The organism is Rickettsiales endosymbiont of Trichoplax sp. H2 (genome assembly GCF_009690945.1).
GTDB lineage: Bacteria > Pseudomonadota > Alphaproteobacteria > Rickettsiales > Midichloriaceae > Aquirickettsia > Aquirickettsia rohweri.
Genome location: NZ_NPHZ01000004.1, coordinates 21,604 through 39,976 on the forward strand (window position 1 = coordinate 21,604; position 18,373 = coordinate 39,976).

Consider the following 18,373-nt stretch of genomic DNA (forward strand, 5'->3'; position numbering starts at 1 on the left):
TTAAAATGTCGCAAAATATTATTGGCAGATTTTTAGGAATTGACCCTGGCTTAAATTTTACTGGATGGGGAGTTATTGATTATATAAATAATGATAAATTCAATTACATTGCATCTGGCATTATAAAAACATCTACCAAAATGGATTATCATTTTAGACTAAACCATCTTTTTACTGAGGCTTTAAAAATAATAGAGTCCAACAAGCCAACTTATGCAGCTATAGAAGACACTTATGTTAATGTAAATAACAAAAGCTCAATTATGCTCGCTCAAGCTAAAGCTGCATCTATTATAGCTATTTCTCAAAATAACTTACCAATTACAGAATATGCAGCAAAAAAAATTAAAAAGGCAATTTCTGGTTCTGGCAATGCAGACAAATCACAGATCATAAAGATGATTAGCTATTGGTTACCTAATGTAAAAATAAAATCTTCTGATGAAGCTGATGCACTTGCAATAGCTTTATGCCATGCTAATCATTATAAACATAATAAAAATCTATAATGTCTTTATTTATTAATTTAAGAACATTTTCTGATTATTCTATTGGAAAAAGTGTAATTAAATTAAATGATCTTGCTAAACATTGCCAAGAGAAAAGCATACCAGCAATTGCACTTACAGATTATAATAACTTATTTGGCTCATTAGAATTTTCACTTGAATGCATAAAAGTAGGAGTTCAACCAATTATTGGAGCAGTAATCACTATTAATATTGGTACTGAAAATAATAATAATTTGTGTGATATTTTACTCTTATCTAAAAACAGATGTGGATACGAGAACTTAATGAAACTAGTAACCACCTGTTATTTAAATGACTCAATCATACCACATGTAACATTAACAGACTTATTTGATAATTCTGTTGGATTAATATTACTATCTGGTAGTAATAATTCACCTATTGAAAAATTATTTAATTTAGAAAAAAAAGAAGAAGCAAAAAAAATTATTGAATTATTTAACCATAATTTTCAAAATAACTTTTATTTAGAATTAAGTAGATCAGATAATGATTTTGACTATGAATTTGATAAATTTATAAAAAATATAGCTATTGAAAAAAATATACCAATTGTAGCTACAAATTCTACTCAATACATCAAACAAACAATGCAGGATGCACTCGATACATTAATGTGCATAACCACAAGTAGATATCTTATAGAAGAAGAAAGAAATAAAGCTAATCCTGAAGCTTATTTAAAAAGCAATCGTCAAATGCAAAAGTTATTTGCTGATATTCCTGAAGCAATTAAAAACACAGAGATCATTGCAAAAAAATGTTCTTTTATTCTTCACGAAAGCAAACCACTTTTGCCAAAATTTTTTAAAACCAAGCAACAAGAATCAGAAGAACTAATTAGACAATCAAAAGAAGGGTTGGAAATCAGATTAAAAAATACAAATTACGATAATCAAAAAAGAAAACTATATTTTGAAAGACTAGATTATGAATTATCTGTAATAAATAAAATGAAATTTGGAGGTTATTTTTTAATTGTCTCAGATTTTATAAAATGGAGTAAAAACCAGCAAATTCCTGTTGGACCAGGAAGAGGTTCTGGAGCTGGTTCAATTGTTGCATGGAGTTTACAAATTAGTGATATTGACCCTATAAAATTTGGGTTGCTTTTTGAAAGATTTCTAAATCCTGAAAGAGTATCTATGCCAGATTTTGATATAGATTTTTGTCAAGAACGAAGAGATGAGGTCATAAATTATGTAAAGAAAAAATTTGGTGAAGATAAAGTGGCACATATAATTACTTTTGGAAAGCTGCAAGCAAGAGCTGTTTTAAGAGATGTTGGGCGAGTCTTACAAATTCCTTATATGCAAGTTGATAAAATATGCAAAATGGTTCCAAATAATCCTGCAAATCCTGTAACATTAAAGCAAGCCATTGATATGGATAGAGAGCTTAAATCTCAAAGCAAAAGCGATCCATCTATTGAAAAACTTACATCAATTAGTTTAAAATTAGAAGGTGTTAATAGGCATATTTCAACACATGCAGCTGGAATAGTAATAGGTAATAAAGAACTTTTAAAAATTGTGCCTCTTTATAAAGATTCAAATTCCACAATGCCTATGGTTCAATATTCCCTAAAATATGCTGAAAAAATAGGTTTGGTAAAATTTGATTTTCTAGGACTAAAAACTTTAACTGTCATTTCTTGGACATGTAATTTAATTAAAAAAATTAATAAAGATTTTGATCTTCAAAATATCGCATTAGATGATAATAAAACTTATACAATGTTATCTAAAGGAGATTGCATGGGAGTTTTTCAATTTGAAAGTTCAGGTATGCGAGAAACAATTAAAAAAATCAAACCAGATAATATTGGTGATTTAATTGCATTAGGATCACTTTATAGACCAGGACCAATGGACAATATACCAAGTTATATCAACAGAAAACATGAGAATGAAGAAATTGATTATGTACATCCACTTCTTGAAACCGTACTAAAAGAAACTTATGGAATAATAGTATATCAAGAACAAGTAATGGAAATAGCTCAAATCTTAGCAAAATATACATTAGGAGAAGCTGATTTGTTAAGGCGAGCAATGGGCAAAAAAATTAAGGAAGAAATGGAAGCTCAAAGAAGCAAGTTTATTACAGGGTGTATAGATAATAATATTAACAAAGAAAAAGCTGAAGAAATATTTAATCTTGTAAATAAATTTGCCAGTTATGGATTTAACAAATCTCATGCAGCAGCCTATGCATATATATCTTTTCAAACAGCATATTTAAAAGCAAATTATCCCCTTGAGTTTTTAACCTCATCCATCAACCTTGAAATTGACAATACAGATAAAATTTATCTTTTTATTATTGAAGCAAAGAAATTTGGCATTAGTATACTTTTACCAGATATAAATTATTCTAAGTCAGAATTTATTCTTGAAAATAATAAAATAAGATTTGGCTTAATAGGACTTAAAGGTGTCGGAAAAAAAGTTATTGATTTAATGGTTGCTGAAAGAAATAAAAACGGCAAATATACTGATATTTTTGATTTTATTGAAAGATTATCTGATATAGGTATTAATAAAAAAATTTTAGAAAATCTAATAAAATCTGGAGCATTTGATGAATTTGGAATGAGTAGAAAAACTTTATTTATGAATGTTGATATTTTATTAAAACATTCAATTTCTAATACCCATCATGATGACCAACTTAGTTTATTTCTTGGCACAGCTAATAATGCAAAATATAGGCCAGATCTCAAGCATTACACTGAATGGGATGAAAAAGAAAAGCTTAAAGTAGAATTTGAATCTTTTGGATATTATATATCTACCCATCCTATTAAAAAATACAGATGTTTTTTTGATAGACTGAATATTTCTCAATCTATTGATATTGAAAAAATCCAAAGCTCAATATCTAAGATAAAATTACTAGGTGTTTTAACTGTTAAAAAAATTAGGTCTACTCCTCGAGGTAAATATGCATTTTTACAAATCTCAGATTTAAATGGAATAATTGATTTAGCCATTTTTGATGAAGCTTTACTCTATAAATCGAATGATCTCCTAGTAGAGGGAAATAGTCTATACTTTTCAGTAGAAGTAAGAAAGGATAATTCAGGTGTAAGGATTATAGTAGATAATATTAACAATATAGATCAAGCAATCAATGATTCTAATATACAGATTAAAATTATAATTAAAGAACAAAAACACTTAGAGTATTTACAAAAAACCGTTAATTATACCTCTGGAATTAAAATAAATTTATCTGCACAAAACGAAGCAGGGGATATAGTTAATTTTAAACAAACAAAAAACATGTATATTGATTTAAATGATTTGTATTATTTTCAAAAAAATAAATTAATAGAAATCTAACGTTCTTCTATAAAAATAAATTTCCTACTTTGAGATAAATTATTGAATTTAGTTGTTTTACTTAAATTTAAATAGATTCCAGATGCAATTGAAAATGCTAACATAGAAGAGCCTCCATAACTAATGAAAGGTAATGTCATGCCTTTTGTTGGAAAAATATTTAATGTAACGCCTATATTAAAAAGAAACTGCATAGAAAAATGCATCATAATCCCAAAAATTGCATATACATGAAATAGATTAGATATCTTTGTTAAACTCCAAAAACCTCTTAATATAAAAATTGCAAATGCAATAATAATTATTATGCAGAAAATAAGTCCAAATTCTTCTGCACCTACTGCGAAAATAAAATCTGTATGCGCATCTGGCAAAACATATTTTATAGTACCTTCTCCTGGTCCTTTTCCAAAAAACCCACCTTTTAAATAAGATGAAATAGATTTTTGAACTTGATAATTAGATGAGTTTACTGGATCAATAAACTTATCTATCCTTTTAGCCACATGTGGAAAAAATAAATAAGCACCATATATTCCAAAACAGAAAATGATTAATATAAATAATAACCATGATAATTTTATTCCTGCTATAAAAAACAAAGAAAATGTTGCAATCGTATTAGTAACAGTCACCCCAAAATCTGGCTGTAATAATAACAAGATTGCAACAATAGTATTAAAAAATACACATATGCTAAAAATCTTAAAATTTATTCTAATTTTTTGATAAGAAAGAATAATTGCAATAAAACAAGTATAAAAAGGTTTTAAGAATTCAGATGGTTGTAAAGAAAATCCAAAAAGGCTAATCCACCTTTTAGATCCCTTAGTTGCATCACCAAAAAAGATAACAATAATAAGTAAAATTATTGTACATATAAAACCAATGAATATTACTCTTTTTATCGATTTCTCATTTAAAGATGCTAAAAATAAAATAATCACAATACTCACAAATAAAAATAATAATTGCTTTTTTACAAAATAATAATGTGATAGCCCTAATTTTTCTGCCACAGCTGAACCAGCTGAAGCAAGCAATAATATTCCTAAAAGCATAATAAAAATTATATTTATAAATGCCTTTATATCTATTGTATTTAATAATTTATTTTTAAATTCAATTATCAAAATCAAACCTAAAAATTATTTTCTAAAAAATTTCCACCTATTCTTATCCCATCATTATCTATTCCATGTGCTAGATATCTTGAAATATAATTAGTAACTTGAAATTTATATTTTTTTAACATTTCTACTGCTGATAACATGTCTTCAACAGGAACAACCTCATCTTCTTCCCCATGTATTAATAATATTTTTGTAATTTTATCAAAAAAATCACAATTCCATTCATTTTCAAATAATCTTCCAGAATATCCTATTATCAATTTAGGCTTTAATAATGTTTGCATTATCAAATATAATGCAAGCATTGTTCCCTGTGAAAAACCTAAAAGACATAAATCGCTTTCTATCAGATTATATTTTTTTAATTGTTCTAAAATAAATTTAATAATGTATTTTTCAGCTACTTTTATTTCATTCATTAAAGTTTCTTTTGATCTATCAACAAGACTAAACCATTGCTTCGCATCACTTCTTGGCATTCCCTCAAAATCAAAAGGTGCATTAGGAGAAACAAATAAAGCTGAAGGCATAAATTTAGATAACTCTGGAGCTAAATTTATTAAATCATCTTTATTTGACCCATAACCATGAAGCATTACAATTAATTTCTTAGGTTTACCTTCATAGTTATAATACTGAGAATATTCCAACATAATTTAGGTATTTAATTTTTACAGATAATAACAACTTATGCAGTTAATAACAATAAAGATATATGTTCATTTTTAATCATAAATTTAATATAACACTAAATTTTCAATAAATTAATTATAATTAGAATTATTAATCTTGTAATTTTCATCAAAATATGCTTCAATCCAACACTATATTTTCGGCTATTATGAAATGGAGGGATGGCCGAGTGGACAAAGGCAGCAGACTGTAAATCTGCCCGCATTTGCGTACGCAGGTTCGAATCCTGCTCCCTCCACCATATCATCAATTAATAAAATCCAACAAAAAAATTTAAAACATTTAATTATGTTAATTTAAGCTTGCACTTTAATAAAGTATCAGATTTAAATATATATAATGTATATTTAATATGTGGGATCATAAATATGAATAATAAAAAGCTAAACAAACAACAAAAAGAAGCAGTAGCACTTCTATCAATAGGTACATTCCTTGAATATTTTGATTTAATGTTGTATATTCACATGGCAGTGCTTCTTAATGAATTATTTTTCCCTCAAACTAATCCTCTAACTGCGCAATTAATTACAGCTTTAACTTTTAGTTCAACATATCTTATGAGACCTGTAGGAGGAATTGTTATAGGTTGGATAGGAGATCAATTAGGTAGAAAATCTACAATAATGCTTACTATGTCCCTTATGGCTTGTTCCTGTATAATAATGGCAAATCTTCCAACATATGCAGAAATAGGCATAACTGCAAGCATTGTAATGGTATTATGCAGAATGGCCCAAGGCTTTTCTTCTTCATGTGAGTCTATAGGTGCACAAATTTATTTAACAGAAATGTTCAAACCTCCTCAAAGGTATATTTATAATCAAATTATTGACATAAGCATCAGAGTTGGAGGACTATTTGCTTTAAGTGTTGCATCCTTTGCTATTTCTATAAGTTTAAATTGGAGATTTGCTTTTTGGTTTGGTGCAATAATAGCAGTAATAGGTCTTATAGCAAGGACAAGACTTAGGGAAACACCTGAATTTGCAAATTATAAATCAAGAATGAAAAATAAATTTAAAAAAATTAAGGTACTAAAGAAAAACTTCCTTAAATACGAAGAGAAAATAGATAAAAAAGCTGTGTTAGCTTATTTTTTGTTAAGCTTTGTTTTTCCAGTGGGATTATGTACTTCTTTTATTTATTGCGGAAGTTTTATGAAAAGTCATTTAGGTTTTACTGCTGAACAAGTTATAAATCAAAATTTAAAAGTTACATTTCTTCTTGTTTTAGCAAGTATACTGATAGCTTATTTAGTAAAAAAATACCATCCCTTAAAAATAGCTCAAGTTACCCTTATATTTTTTATTATATTTTTACCTTTTGCACCTTATTGTTTTAATAATATTTCAAATTCATTTTCTATGCTATTATTGCAATTAGCATTTCTTTCTTTTGTATTGAATCCAGATGGCTCACTATCTACCGCTCTTTTTAAACATTTTCCTGTTTCTAAACGCTTTAGAATTATAGCAATAACCTTTGGAATTTCTTGTCCATTATCTACTATAACCGTCTCTCTTAGTTTAATTCCATTAACTAATTATTTTGGATATTATGGTATTTGGGTTATTTTTGTACCTGTTGTAATTGGTTATTTTTGGGCTATTCAATATTTAAGAAAATTAGAAATTAAAAAAGGCTCATACCTTAAATACCCAAATGAAAATCCACCAAAAGAAGACACAGCATTAAAAGAAGAAGATTTTAATTATGATGATTTAGAAGATGAATATGAATTATTTAGCAATAAGTGTAAATATTCAGTACAATTGCTAGACACACTGAATGCTTTAAGCAAAGAAGAGAACAAGAAGATCAATATTAAGTTAGTTGCAAAATCCATAATATTTGCGAAAAAATGGCACGATAAACAAATGAGAAAAACAGGAGATCATCCTTATTATTGGCATCCTCTTTCTGTTGCTGGTATGGTAGCAGAAAAGTATTTAAAAACTGACGTGATAGTAGCTAGTATATTACATGATGTTGTGGAAGATTCTGAATGTACTGTAGAACTTATAGAGGAGAAATTTAATAAACGCATAGCTCAAATAGTGGATAGATTAACAAGGAATAGGTTTATAAATGGTAAACATATAAAGCTTAGTTTAGAAAAAACATTAAATAATTTACAAAAATTAAATGATAATGAAGCTTTATTTATTAAACAAATGGATAGACTACATAATTTGCAAACTATAGAAGGATTAAGTCTAAAAAAGCAAAAAAAGATGGCAAAAGAAACTAATAATAGCTTTATAAAACTTGTAGCTATAATTGGGGATAAGTTAAATATCTATGGCAAAATTCATCTTGAAAATAAAATGTTTAAATATTGTAACGATATTTTAAAAAGGCAAAAGAGATGATTTTTGAAAAAATCAAAACGTAAAAACGGCACTATCCACCAATAAATGCATAAAATCGATATCAAAAAATATTTTTAAACTTGACATTTTAAATATAAAAGAGCTAATCTTTTAGCTCAAAGTTAGATTATTTTACATGAAGATTGCTATAATAGGATACGGTAAAATGGGGCAAATGATAGAGCTTGAAGCCAATAAACTATCTACTCCCGTATCAAAAATAATTAATAATTATACTGAATTATCATCTACTGAATTTGATAAAGATGAGGTGGCTATTGAATTTACTGAACCATCAGCTTGTTTAAAAAACATAGAAATTTTATCCTCAAAAGGAGTCAAAATAGTTTGTGGAACTACAGGTTGGGATGATAATATTAATGAAGTAAAGGAGATTGTCAAAAAACACAATACAGGATTTATATACGCATCTAACTTTTCTATTGGAGTGAATATATTTTGGAAAATTATTGAAGAAACTTCGTCAATTATAAATAAATTTGACCATTATGATATCATGGGACATGAAATTCATCATAATAAGAAAAAAGACTCTCCCTCAGGAACCGCACTCACCACAGCAAAAATTATTACTAATAAAATAGATAGGAAGAAACAAATAGTTACGAATAGGATAGATGGTGAAATAAAACCAAATGAACTTCATTTTAGTTCTTCAAGATGTGGCAGTATAATTGGAAAACATGAAGTAATTTTTGATAGCCCTACAGATTCAATTAGAATTTCTCATGATTCTAAAGATAGAAGCTCATATGCTATAGGAGCTATAAATTGTGCTAAATGGATTAAAAATAAAACTGGATTTTATAGCATAAAAAATTATATGGAGGAATTACTTAATGAATAAAAATTTTTCTGGATTATTTACAGCATTAATAACCCCATTTAATAATGATAAATCTATTGATTATATATCTCTTGAAAAATTAATAACAGAACAAGTTGAAGCAAATATAGATGGCATTGTTATTTTAGGAACTACAGGAGAGAGCCCTGTTATTGATGAAAATGAATCAGATACGATCATAGAATTAGCTGTAAAAATTGCTAAAGATAAAATAAAAATCATTGTTGGAACTGGAAGCAATAACACATCTCAATCAATTAAAAAATCTATTAAAGCTCAAGAATTAGGAGCTGATGCTATACTTTCAGTAAATCCATATTATAATAAACCCCCTCAAGAAGGGATGTATCAACATTTTTCGCAAATTGCTGATTCTGTAGATATACCTATAATTTTATATAATATTAAAGGTAGAACTGCTGTTAACCTCGAAACCCATACCTTGATTAGATTATCGGAGCATAAAAACATAATTGGAGTCAAAGAAGCAAGTGGTGATTTAACCCAGATTATGGATGTAATAAATAATGTACCTAAAGACTTCATTATTCTATCTGGAGATGATTCTTTGACACTGCCCTTAATGTCTTTAGGAGGACATGGAGTTGTGTCAGTAATATCTAATATATTTCCACGAGAAATGAAAAATATTGTTTGGCAATGCTTCACAAATAATTTTGAAGCAGCAAGACAAAGTCATTATAGATTACTGAAATTTATGAATGCATTTTTATCAGTATCCAGCAATCCAATTCCTGTTAAAACTATATTGGCTTATATGGAAAAAATTAAAGAAGAATTTAGATTACCATTACATAAATTAGATGACCAAAAGAAAAAAGAGCTAATTCAAATTTACGAAGAATGCAGTAATGGTTGATTTTTACAAATATCATGGATTAGGTAATGATTATATTGTAATTGATCCAGCTAAGCTAAGTTTTGATTTAGTGTTAAATGAGGAAAATATAAAATTAATATGCCATAGAAATTTTGGAATTGGATCTGATGGCATACTCTTTGGACCAATAATCAAAGATAACAAAATATCATTCAAGATTCTCAACCCTGATGGCTCTGAAGCTGAAAAAAGTGGAAACGGCATAAGAATATTTGCATTATATGTTATTGATGAAGGTTATATTACAAGCGATAAATTTGATTTATATACTAAGGTAGGAAAAGTAAAAATTGAGGTCATTGATAAAAATACAAATTTGATTAAAGTATCAATGGGACAATATTCATTTATAAATCATAAAATACCTGTAAAATTAGACTGTACTGAAGTACTTAACCAAGAAATCGAACTACTTGGCAAAAAAGAGATAATTAATTGTGTTAACATTGGAAATCCACATTGTATTTTAATCAAAGACAAAATATCTAAAGATTTGGCATTGAAATTAGGACCTATACTGGAAAATCATGCAATATTTCCAAATAAAACTAATGTTCAGTTTGTAGAAGTTTTAGATAGATCAAATATTAAAATCGAAATATGGGAAAGAGGTGCAGGATATACTTTAGCATCAGGCACAAGTAGTTGTGCTGCAAGCTGTACTGCATATATACTTGATTTTATAGACAATAATGTTACAGTAGAAATGAGAGGTGGCAAAGTTTTTGTAGAAATCATAGAACAAAAAGTGTTTTTAACAGGAGAAGTATCTAGAATTTCAAAAGGTGTATTCGCCAGTGAATTTATAAAAAAATTAGTTAAACATTAAAATTATGGAAATTAAATATTCTAAATTAATCAACAAAACAGAAAAATACGCTTTTGCTGAAATTAATAAAAAAGTTAGTGATTTAAAGCAAAAAGGCGTAAAAGTTATAGATTTTGGCGTAGGAGATCCTAAAAGCCCTACTCCAGATTTTATTACAAACAATCTTTCAACATTTGCAAAAAATAGAAATACTTCAGGATATCCAAGTTATACTGGAGATATAAATTATAGAAAAACTTGTGCTAACTATATGAAAAGAGAATATAATGTTGATCTAAATCCAGAAACTGAAATTTCATCAAATATAGGGTCAAAAGAAGCAATTTTTAATTTCCCTATCGGATTTGTAAATCCTGGTGATATAGTAATTTGCCCTACACCTGCTTATCCAGTATATAAAACAGGTACTAGATTCAGAAATGCTGAAATACACTTTACACCACTTCTTGAAAAGAATAATTTTTTAATTGATTTTGCACTAATACCAGACAATATATCTAAACAAGCAAAAATTATTTGGACAAACTATCCCAATTCACCTACTGGAGTTTCAGCAACCAAAGAATGGTTGCAAGTTCTTGTCTCATGGGCTAAACATTATAATGTTATTATTGCTGCAGATGAAGGATGTTATAATGATATATACTTTAAAGAAAAACCTATGAGTCTGTTAGAAATTCAAAAAGAAGGTGTTATTACTTTTTACTCACTTTCAAAACGAAGTAATATGACAGGCTATAGAGTTGGATTTGTCGCAGGAGATGAGAGGATAATTTATGGTTTTAAAAAAGTAAAAACTAATATTGATTCTGGAACACCTACATTCATTCAAGACGTTGCATGCTTAGCTTTAGAGGATCAAGTTGAAGTTGCAAAAATGAGAGAAGAATATAGAAAAAAACGTGAAATTATGATAGATGCATTAACTTCTTGCGGTCTAGAAGCCCCAATAGGAGATGCAACATTTTATTTATGGCAAAAAGTTCCTAAAAACTTTAATAGTATAAAATTTGCTGAATTACTTATAGAACTTGGAATTATAGTAACACCTGGTCAGTTAATTTCCGATGAAGCTAATGGAATAAATCCTGGCCTTCAATTTGTAAGACTTGCACTTGTTCCAATTATTGAAGAAGTTGAAGAAGCTGCTAAAAGGATTAAGGATAATTTGAAAAACATGCTTTAAATTAGCTTATATTGATTTACAAGAGAAGTTTTAAATGAGCTTATCTGAAGAAGATATAATAAATATTTTAAAAGAAAGTAATTTGCCAGGCGATATTGTTGGGATTGGTGACGACTGTGCTGTTATACAAAAAAATAAAAATATCTCATGGTTGATTTCAAATGATGCATTAGCTGAAGATGTTCATTTTTCTTTAAATACAATCACAGCTTATGAATTAGGAATTAAATCAGTAAAAGTCAATGCAAGTGATATTGCTGCAATGGGTGCTACTCCAAAATTTATCTTTGTAGCATGTGCTATTCCTCAAAATATTGACAATTCATTCATTAAAAATCTTATTGATGGAATTAAACAACAATGCAAAAATTATAATATTTACCTTTTAGGAGGAGATACAACAGCATCTAAGTCAAAATTATTTATATCCATAACAATTATGGGAGAATCTGAAAGCAAAAAAATTAAATACAGATCTTCTGCAAAGATTGGAGATTATATATGTATAACTGGTAATCCAGGCTTATCTGCTGCTGGATTAGATTTAGTGTCAAATAAAATTATGCGAAAAAAAAAGGAAGAAAATGACTTAATTCAATTTCATATTTCTCCTTATATATACATAAATGAATCTAATTTTTTAGCCAACTTTAGCGAAGTAAACGCTATGATTGATTGTTCAGATGGTTTAAACAGGGATTTAACTAGGATTTGTGAGCAATCAAATTGCTCAGCAAATATTAACTTAGAAAAAATACCTGTAGATAAAAATTTATTAAAAGTTTGTCAAAAAAATAATTCAGATTTAAATAGATATTTATTATCTGGTGGAGAAGACTATTATTTAATATTTACAATTAATAGTAATTTTTACGAAAAAATTAGTAAAGAATATTTATCTAAATTTAATAAGAAGTTTTATAAAATTGGAGAAATTGTAAAGAAAAAAGGAAAATTAATTTCATATTTTCAAAATGAAATAAAATATAAAAATCCATATGAAGATTTCGACCATTTTAGGAACTTTGTTGTATAAATCAAGTCAATAATGAGATTGATAAAGACTATATCAAATTAACCCAATTCAATGATACTTCTGAAACAAAAATATAATTACACTCATACAAAAAAACTCCTGATAGCTGTAGCAGCTTGATTTTATAAATCTTTAGATAAACTTTGCATAAGCATATTTATACAGTTTCCTGGGATTTATCACCTTTCTTTTGATATTTATAAAGTTTTAAGTCAAGCTGATAACGTATTAAGTAGACTTTTTTGATTAATTTAAAGTAAACTTAGCATAGCTATTTTGTTTAAATAACTTATCTAAATCTTTATCAGTGCTAGTTATCCAAATTTGCGACGGAGTTTTTTCTAGTTCATCAATAAGACCTACTTTCCTTTTTTCATCAAGATGAGCAAAAATCTCATCTAACACTAATATTGGAGCTATTTTTTGTAAATTATACAATGCATAAGATTGACCTAATATTAAAGATATAATCATAGATTTCTGCTCACCAGTTGAACATAAATTTGCATCTCTATTCTTATCTCTATCAAGTACATTAATATCACTTTTATGTGCACCTATACTACATCTTTTAGATTTTGCATCTATTAATCTATTTTTAGCCAAGCGCTTAATTATATATTCAAAAACAGTTGTTGATTTATTAATTTTTAATTGATCTTCTATTTCACCTGATGTAGATAATTTTGGTTTTAAGTAATGAATTGATAAGGATTCTAAACCTGTATTAATTATTTTTAAGCACTCAATTCTATTATTAATAATTTTTAAACTTAACTCTGCAATATTCATTTCAATTTGCTCTACCCATTTCTGATCCCAATTAATATCGTTTAACACTTTAGCTCTTGATTGTGTAAAATATTCATATTTTTGAATATAAGATATATGATTAGAAAAAAAATTATAAGTCATTCTATCTAAAAATTTTCTTCTTATACTTGGTGATTCAAGAAATAAATTTTCCATTTGAGGTGTAAGCCAGACTATTTTTAGTATATCTGAAATATCTGTTTGTTTAACAAGTAATTCATTATTTATCTTTATTATCTTATTTCCATTTGAGTCAATATTTTTAAATTTACATCCTATCAATAAAGTAAATTCTAATTCACAATTCAAATAATCTGCTTTAATACCCCATTCGGCATTTAATTTATTAAAATCAAATATTATTTCACTATTTTTTGCATTCCTAAAACCTTTAGTGCCACTTAATAATGATACTGCTTCTAAAACATTTGTTTTACCACTTCCATTCTCTCCTAATATCAACACAAATTTAGATTCAGAATTTATTTTTAAATTGACATGATTTCTAAAATTAATTAACTCTAACTGATGTATTAATGATGGAAAATTATGACCCATAAATGCTAATTAAAATAGCTATTTCTTTATAAACTATTAGTCAACAAATTAAACTTGCATTGGCATTATAACAAATCTGCAATTAGTATTTCCACTATCCTCTACTAATACAGCATCACTACCAGAATTTAATTTAAAGTAAGCTTTATCTCCATTTATATTGTTCAATATATCTATTATATACCTAGAATTGAAAGCTATAGATATTTCATCATTATTGTATACAGCTGGGACTTCAATTGTCCCAGAAGAATTAATCTTATCACTTACAGAAAGAATGACTTTATTTTTTTGTATTTTTAATTTTACTGCTACAACTCTTTCAGTAGATATTGCTGTAACTAAATCTATAGCCTTTGATAATTCATCGATAGATATCTCAAGTATTTTATTATTACCATATGGCACTGCTTTATCATAATCAGGAAATTTACCATCTATTAACTTAGATATTAAAGTAGTGCTACCGATTTTAAACGTAATTTTATTTGATGATACTCCAACAAAAATATTACCATTAAAATCTTCTAGTAATTTTGATAATTCTAAAACTGTTTTTTTAGGAATAATGATCCCAGGCAATAATTGTGCATTCTTAGGAAGTGTCACTTCTCCTATAGCTAATCTATGAACATCTGTTGCTATAGCTCTCAACACATTAATTCCATTATCTTCAGCAACATGCAAATAAATACCACTTAAATAATACCTAGTCTCATCAAATGAAATTGCATGCTTAGTTGTTGAAATTAAATAATGTAAATTATTTGAATCAATTTCAAATTGGCAATCACATGTGCCTTCTTCAAAATCTGGGAACTCATCTGCTGACAAGCATGGTAAACTGAATTCACTTAATTCAGATTTAATTAGCATTTTTCCTGGCTTATCAGATGGCTCAAAGATAAGGCTTATATCTTTATTAACTCCTATTTTCCTTACAATTTCATAAAATATATGGATAGGAACTGTAGTTACTAATTGCCCTCCTACACTTGCATTAATTGATTCTTTAGCAAATATATCTAAATCTGTAGTAAAAAAAGAAATTTGATTTTTCTTTGTACTTATTTTAACGTTTAGTAAAATACTTTTAACTGTTCTTTTTTCAACGATAGATTGAATATGGCCTAAAGCCTGTAATAACTCAGAATTATTAACCTGTACTTTCATTATAAATTATATTAAATGAAAACTATTTACTTAAATAATAAATTAACTTTCTTATTTTGCAAGCAATGCCTTCATGCTTTGTAAATTATTTTTAATTTATATTAACCTTTGTATCGATCCAAGATATATTTCCATCTTTTCTATAATATACTAGATTTAATTTTTTACTGGCATCATTAATAAATAACAACGCTGGTAAATTCAATAAATCCATTTTCATAACAGCATCTTTTACACTAAGATTTTCTATACCTGAAACTTTTTCAGCAATGATAGTAGGAGATTTCTCTATATTTTCAATATCTTCTTCTTCAAGTGGAGAAATAACATATTTTGTACCACTAATTAAATCAGATTCAGATTCTTTAGTAACTTTATGGTTCTTTATTCTATTCTTATATCTTCTTAGCTGTTTTTCAATTTTCTCATTTACAACATTAAAACTTCTATACGAGTCATATTCATGGCCATTACTTTTAATCAATATTCCATTACCAGTTCCTTCATTGACAATAATTTCTGTTTGAAATAACTGGCCTTGCTTTTCGATTTTGACATGTGCATTCAAAGCATCCTTAAAATACTTCTTTACAGTATAAATCAAATGATCTTTCACATGTTTCTCCAAACTAGCACCTACTTTAATATGCTTGCCATACACAGTTATTTCCATGGATAACTCCTTTTTATTTCATTACTTAATATGATAATCGATTAATCTTTTTATATCAACTACTGATACAAATTAAATTATATTGACAAATAATTTTAACTATTTAATGATGTGAAATTATTAATAGGATCAAAGTGTGTGAAAACTATATTTATATCAATAATTATAACTATTAACTATGAATATTTTTGCAAATGTTAAAGACAATCTAATTCCCAGAAAAATACTTTTTGGAAATCCAGAAAAAGCAAATGTTCAAATTAGCAAAGATGGCAAACACATTTCATATCTATCTGATAAAAATGGTGCATTAAATATATTTGTTGCTCTGTTAGATAACCTAAATGCTGCAAAAGCAATTACCAATGATTCAAAAAGGGGAATTAGAAGTTATTTTTGGAGTTATGATAACAATCATATATTATATTTAAAAGATAATGATGGAGATGAAAATGATAAAATTCATAAAGTTAACATTAATACATTAGAAGACAGAACTTTAACACCTACTAAAAATGTAAAATCTATTATTTTAAAATCTAGTTATAAAATTCCCAATGAAATAATTATTGGGTTAAATGATAGAAAAAAAGAATATTTTGATATTTATAACCTGAATATTAACACTAGTAAATTATCACTATTATACAAAAATGATAAATATTCAGGATTTGACATAGATGATAATTACAATATTAGATTTGGATACCAACCAACTCCAGATGGAGGAAATCAAATTTATGAATTTAAGGATAAAAAAGAAATACCTTTTTTAAAAATACCATTTGAAGATTCTAAAACTACCGGCATTTTGAATTTTGATGAACAAGGTAAAAAAGTTTATTTTGCAAGTTCAATCGATAGAGATACATCAGGGTTATACATTATAGATTTAACTACTAAAATAAAAAAGCTTATTCACTCAAATTCAAAAGCAGATATTAGAAATGTTATTCTTCAACCAAAAACAAAAATATTACAGGCTATAGACTGTTATTATTTAAAGCAAGATTATAAATTTTATGATGAGAAATTTGAAAAAGACTTTAATAATTTACAAAGATTACACCAAGATTCAACACTAATGATCAACTCCAGAACGTTAAAAGATGATAAATGGTTAGTCGCCTTTAATTTTGATAATAAACCGCTCAAATATTATTTGTATAATAGGAACACTCAAAAAGCTGATTACTTATTTACAAATAATAATAAATTAGCAAGTTATGAATTAAATAATATGCAGCCCGTGGTTATTAAATCACGAGATGGATTAGATTTGCCTAGTTATATATCTATTCCAAAGAATGGAATTAAAGATTCAGATAGTTTAAAAACTAAAAAACCACTGCCAATGATATTATTGGTCCATGGGGGACCAAATGCAAGAGATTATTGGAGTTTAAATTCTTTTCATCAATGGCTAAGTAATAGAGGATATATTGTACTTAGTGTTAATTACAGGGGATCAACAGGATTCGGTAAAAATTTTATCAACGCAGGAAATGGTGAATGGTCTGCAAAAATGCATGATGATCTTATTGATGCTGTTAACTGGACAATCAAAGAGAAATTAACTGATAAAAATAAAATAGCAATAATGGGAGGTAGTTATGGCGGTTATACAACATTAGTTGGCTTAACTTTTACACCAAATATTTTTGCTTGTGGCGTTGATATTGTCGGACCATCAAATTTAATAACATTGCTTGAGTCAATACCTGAGTATTGGAAACCACTAATTGACAGTCTTAAATTAATGCTAGGTGGTGATAATAAAACTTCAGAAGGTAAAGCTATACTTAAAAATAAATCTCCACTTCATCATGTTAATAAAATATCAAAACCTTTATTAATAGGTCAAGGTGCAAACGATCCAAGAGTAAAACAAGCTGAATCAGACCAAATAGTAGCTGCAATGAAAAAACATAAAATACCTGTAATTTACGCTCTATATCCAGATGAAGGACATGGCTTTGCAAGACCAGAGAATAGATTATCTTTTTATGCGATTACTGAAGAATTTTTTGCTAAATATTTAGGAGGTAATTGCGAACCAATCAATGATGACTTCAAGAACTCATCAATAGAAATAAAAGAAGGAAAATCTGAAATTTCACACCTTGCTAATACAACTGCAAATAAATAATAAAGAATACGTTTTAATCTAAATTAAAGATAAAATTTTTCTGTATAAACAAAAAACTATTACTACAGAAATTCTTAAATATAGTGATTATAGGTATAATTACTGT

Annotated in this window: 14 protein-coding genes and 1 tRNA gene; 10 read left to right on the forward strand and 5 right to left on the reverse strand. The window is 27.2% G+C overall.

The genetic code is table 11. The features are described from left to right. Positions 1-5 precede the first annotated feature (5 nt). A complete protein-coding gene (ruvC, locus tag h2es_RS05025; protein ID WP_154511973.1) occupies positions 6-509 on the forward strand; it encodes a crossover junction endodeoxyribonuclease RuvC in 504 nt (167 codons plus the stop codon). Continuing rightward, positions 509-3,880: a DNA polymerase III subunit alpha gene (gene dnaE / locus h2es_RS05030; protein WP_154511975.1), complete on the forward strand. Its 3,372-nt coding sequence runs from the start codon at positions 509-511 to the stop codon at positions 3,878-3,880. Before ruvC ends, dnaE begins: the two co-directional genes overlap by 1 nt. Here dnaE and h2es_RS05035 read toward each other — a convergent pair. Beyond that, on the reverse strand, positions 3,877-5,013 hold the full coding sequence (locus h2es_RS05035) for an FtsW/RodA/SpoVE family cell cycle protein (protein WP_154511977.1): 1,137 nt from the start codon (positions 5,011-5,013) through the stop codon (positions 3,877-3,879). The two genes, dnaE and h2es_RS05035, sit on opposite strands and share 4 nt — an antisense overlap. Positions 5,014-5,021: 8 nt before the next feature. Continuing rightward, positions 5,022-5,666 (reverse strand): alpha/beta hydrolase, encoded by a 645-nt coding sequence (locus tag h2es_RS05040; RefSeq protein ID WP_154511979.1) that lies wholly within the window; start codon positions 5,664-5,666, stop codon positions 5,022-5,024. Positions 5,667-5,861: 195 nt separating this feature from the next. On the opposite strand from h2es_RS05040, the gene h2es_RS05045 reads away from it, so the two are divergent. The 7 genes from h2es_RS05045 (at position 5,862) to thiL (ending at position 12,901) form a co-directional block, all read left to right on the forward strand. Beyond that, a tRNA-Tyr gene (locus tag h2es_RS05045) sits at positions 5,862-5,947 on the forward strand. A 61-nt stretch (positions 5,948-6,008) separates the two neighbouring features. After that, positions 6,009-8,081, forward strand: a complete 2,073-nt coding sequence (locus tag h2es_RS05050) for an MFS transporter (protein WP_195909980.1) — start codon at positions 6,009-6,011, stop codon at positions 8,079-8,081. Positions 8,082-8,217: 136 nt separating this feature from the next. Continuing rightward, positions 8,218-8,949, forward strand: coding sequence for a 4-hydroxy-tetrahydrodipicolinate reductase (dapB, locus tag h2es_RS05055; RefSeq protein WP_126044553.1), 732 nt, complete (start codon positions 8,218-8,220; stop codon positions 8,947-8,949). Continuing rightward, on the forward strand, positions 8,942-9,829 hold the full coding sequence (dapA, locus tag h2es_RS05060) for a 4-hydroxy-tetrahydrodipicolinate synthase (protein ID WP_154511983.1): 888 nt from the start codon (positions 8,942-8,944) through the stop codon (positions 9,827-9,829). The genes dapB and dapA overlap by 8 nt, the downstream gene beginning before the upstream one ends. Continuing rightward, the gene (gene dapF / locus h2es_RS05065) at positions 9,822-10,679 is read left to right on the forward strand and encodes a diaminopimelate epimerase (protein WP_154511985.1); all 858 of its coding nucleotides are present in this window, start codon (positions 9,822-9,824) and stop codon (positions 10,677-10,679) included. Before dapA ends, dapF begins: the two co-directional genes overlap by 8 nt. A 4-nt stretch (positions 10,680-10,683) precedes the next feature. Next, on the forward strand, positions 10,684-11,865 hold the full coding sequence (locus tag h2es_RS05070) for an aminotransferase class I/II-fold pyridoxal phosphate-dependent enzyme (protein WP_154511987.1): 1,182 nt from the start codon (positions 10,684-10,686) through the stop codon (positions 11,863-11,865). Positions 11,866-11,899: 34 nt separating this feature from the next. Beyond that, complete coding sequence (thiL, locus tag h2es_RS05075; protein WP_154511989.1) at positions 11,900-12,901, forward strand: thiamine-phosphate kinase; 1,002 nt, start codon at positions 11,900-11,902, stop codon at positions 12,899-12,901. A 246-nt stretch (positions 12,902-13,147) separates the two neighbouring features. On the opposite strand, the gene recF is transcribed toward thiL, so the two are convergent. The 3 genes from recF to hpf form a co-directional block, all read right to left on the reverse strand. Then, positions 13,148-14,272: a DNA replication/repair protein RecF gene (gene recF / locus h2es_RS05080; protein WP_154511991.1), complete on the reverse strand. Its 1,125-nt coding sequence runs from the start codon at positions 14,270-14,272 to the stop codon at positions 13,148-13,150. Between the two features lie 48 nt (positions 14,273-14,320). Beyond that, positions 14,321-15,445, reverse strand: coding sequence for a DNA polymerase III subunit beta (dnaN, locus tag h2es_RS05085; protein ID WP_154511993.1), 1,125 nt, complete (start codon positions 15,443-15,445; stop codon positions 14,321-14,323). 91 nt (positions 15,446-15,536) lie between these two features. Continuing rightward, entirely contained in the window at positions 15,537-16,118 is a 582-nt protein-coding gene (gene hpf / locus h2es_RS05090; protein WP_154511995.1) for a ribosome hibernation-promoting factor, HPF/YfiA family, read from the reverse strand. Positions 16,119-16,296: 178 nt separating this feature from the next. On the opposite strand from hpf, the gene h2es_RS05095 reads away from it, so the two are divergent. Continuing rightward, positions 16,297-18,267, forward strand: a complete 1,971-nt coding sequence (locus h2es_RS05095; RefSeq protein WP_154511997.1) for a S9 family peptidase — start codon at positions 16,297-16,299, stop codon at positions 18,265-18,267. The last annotated feature ends 106 nt before the right edge of the window (positions 18,268-18,373 follow it).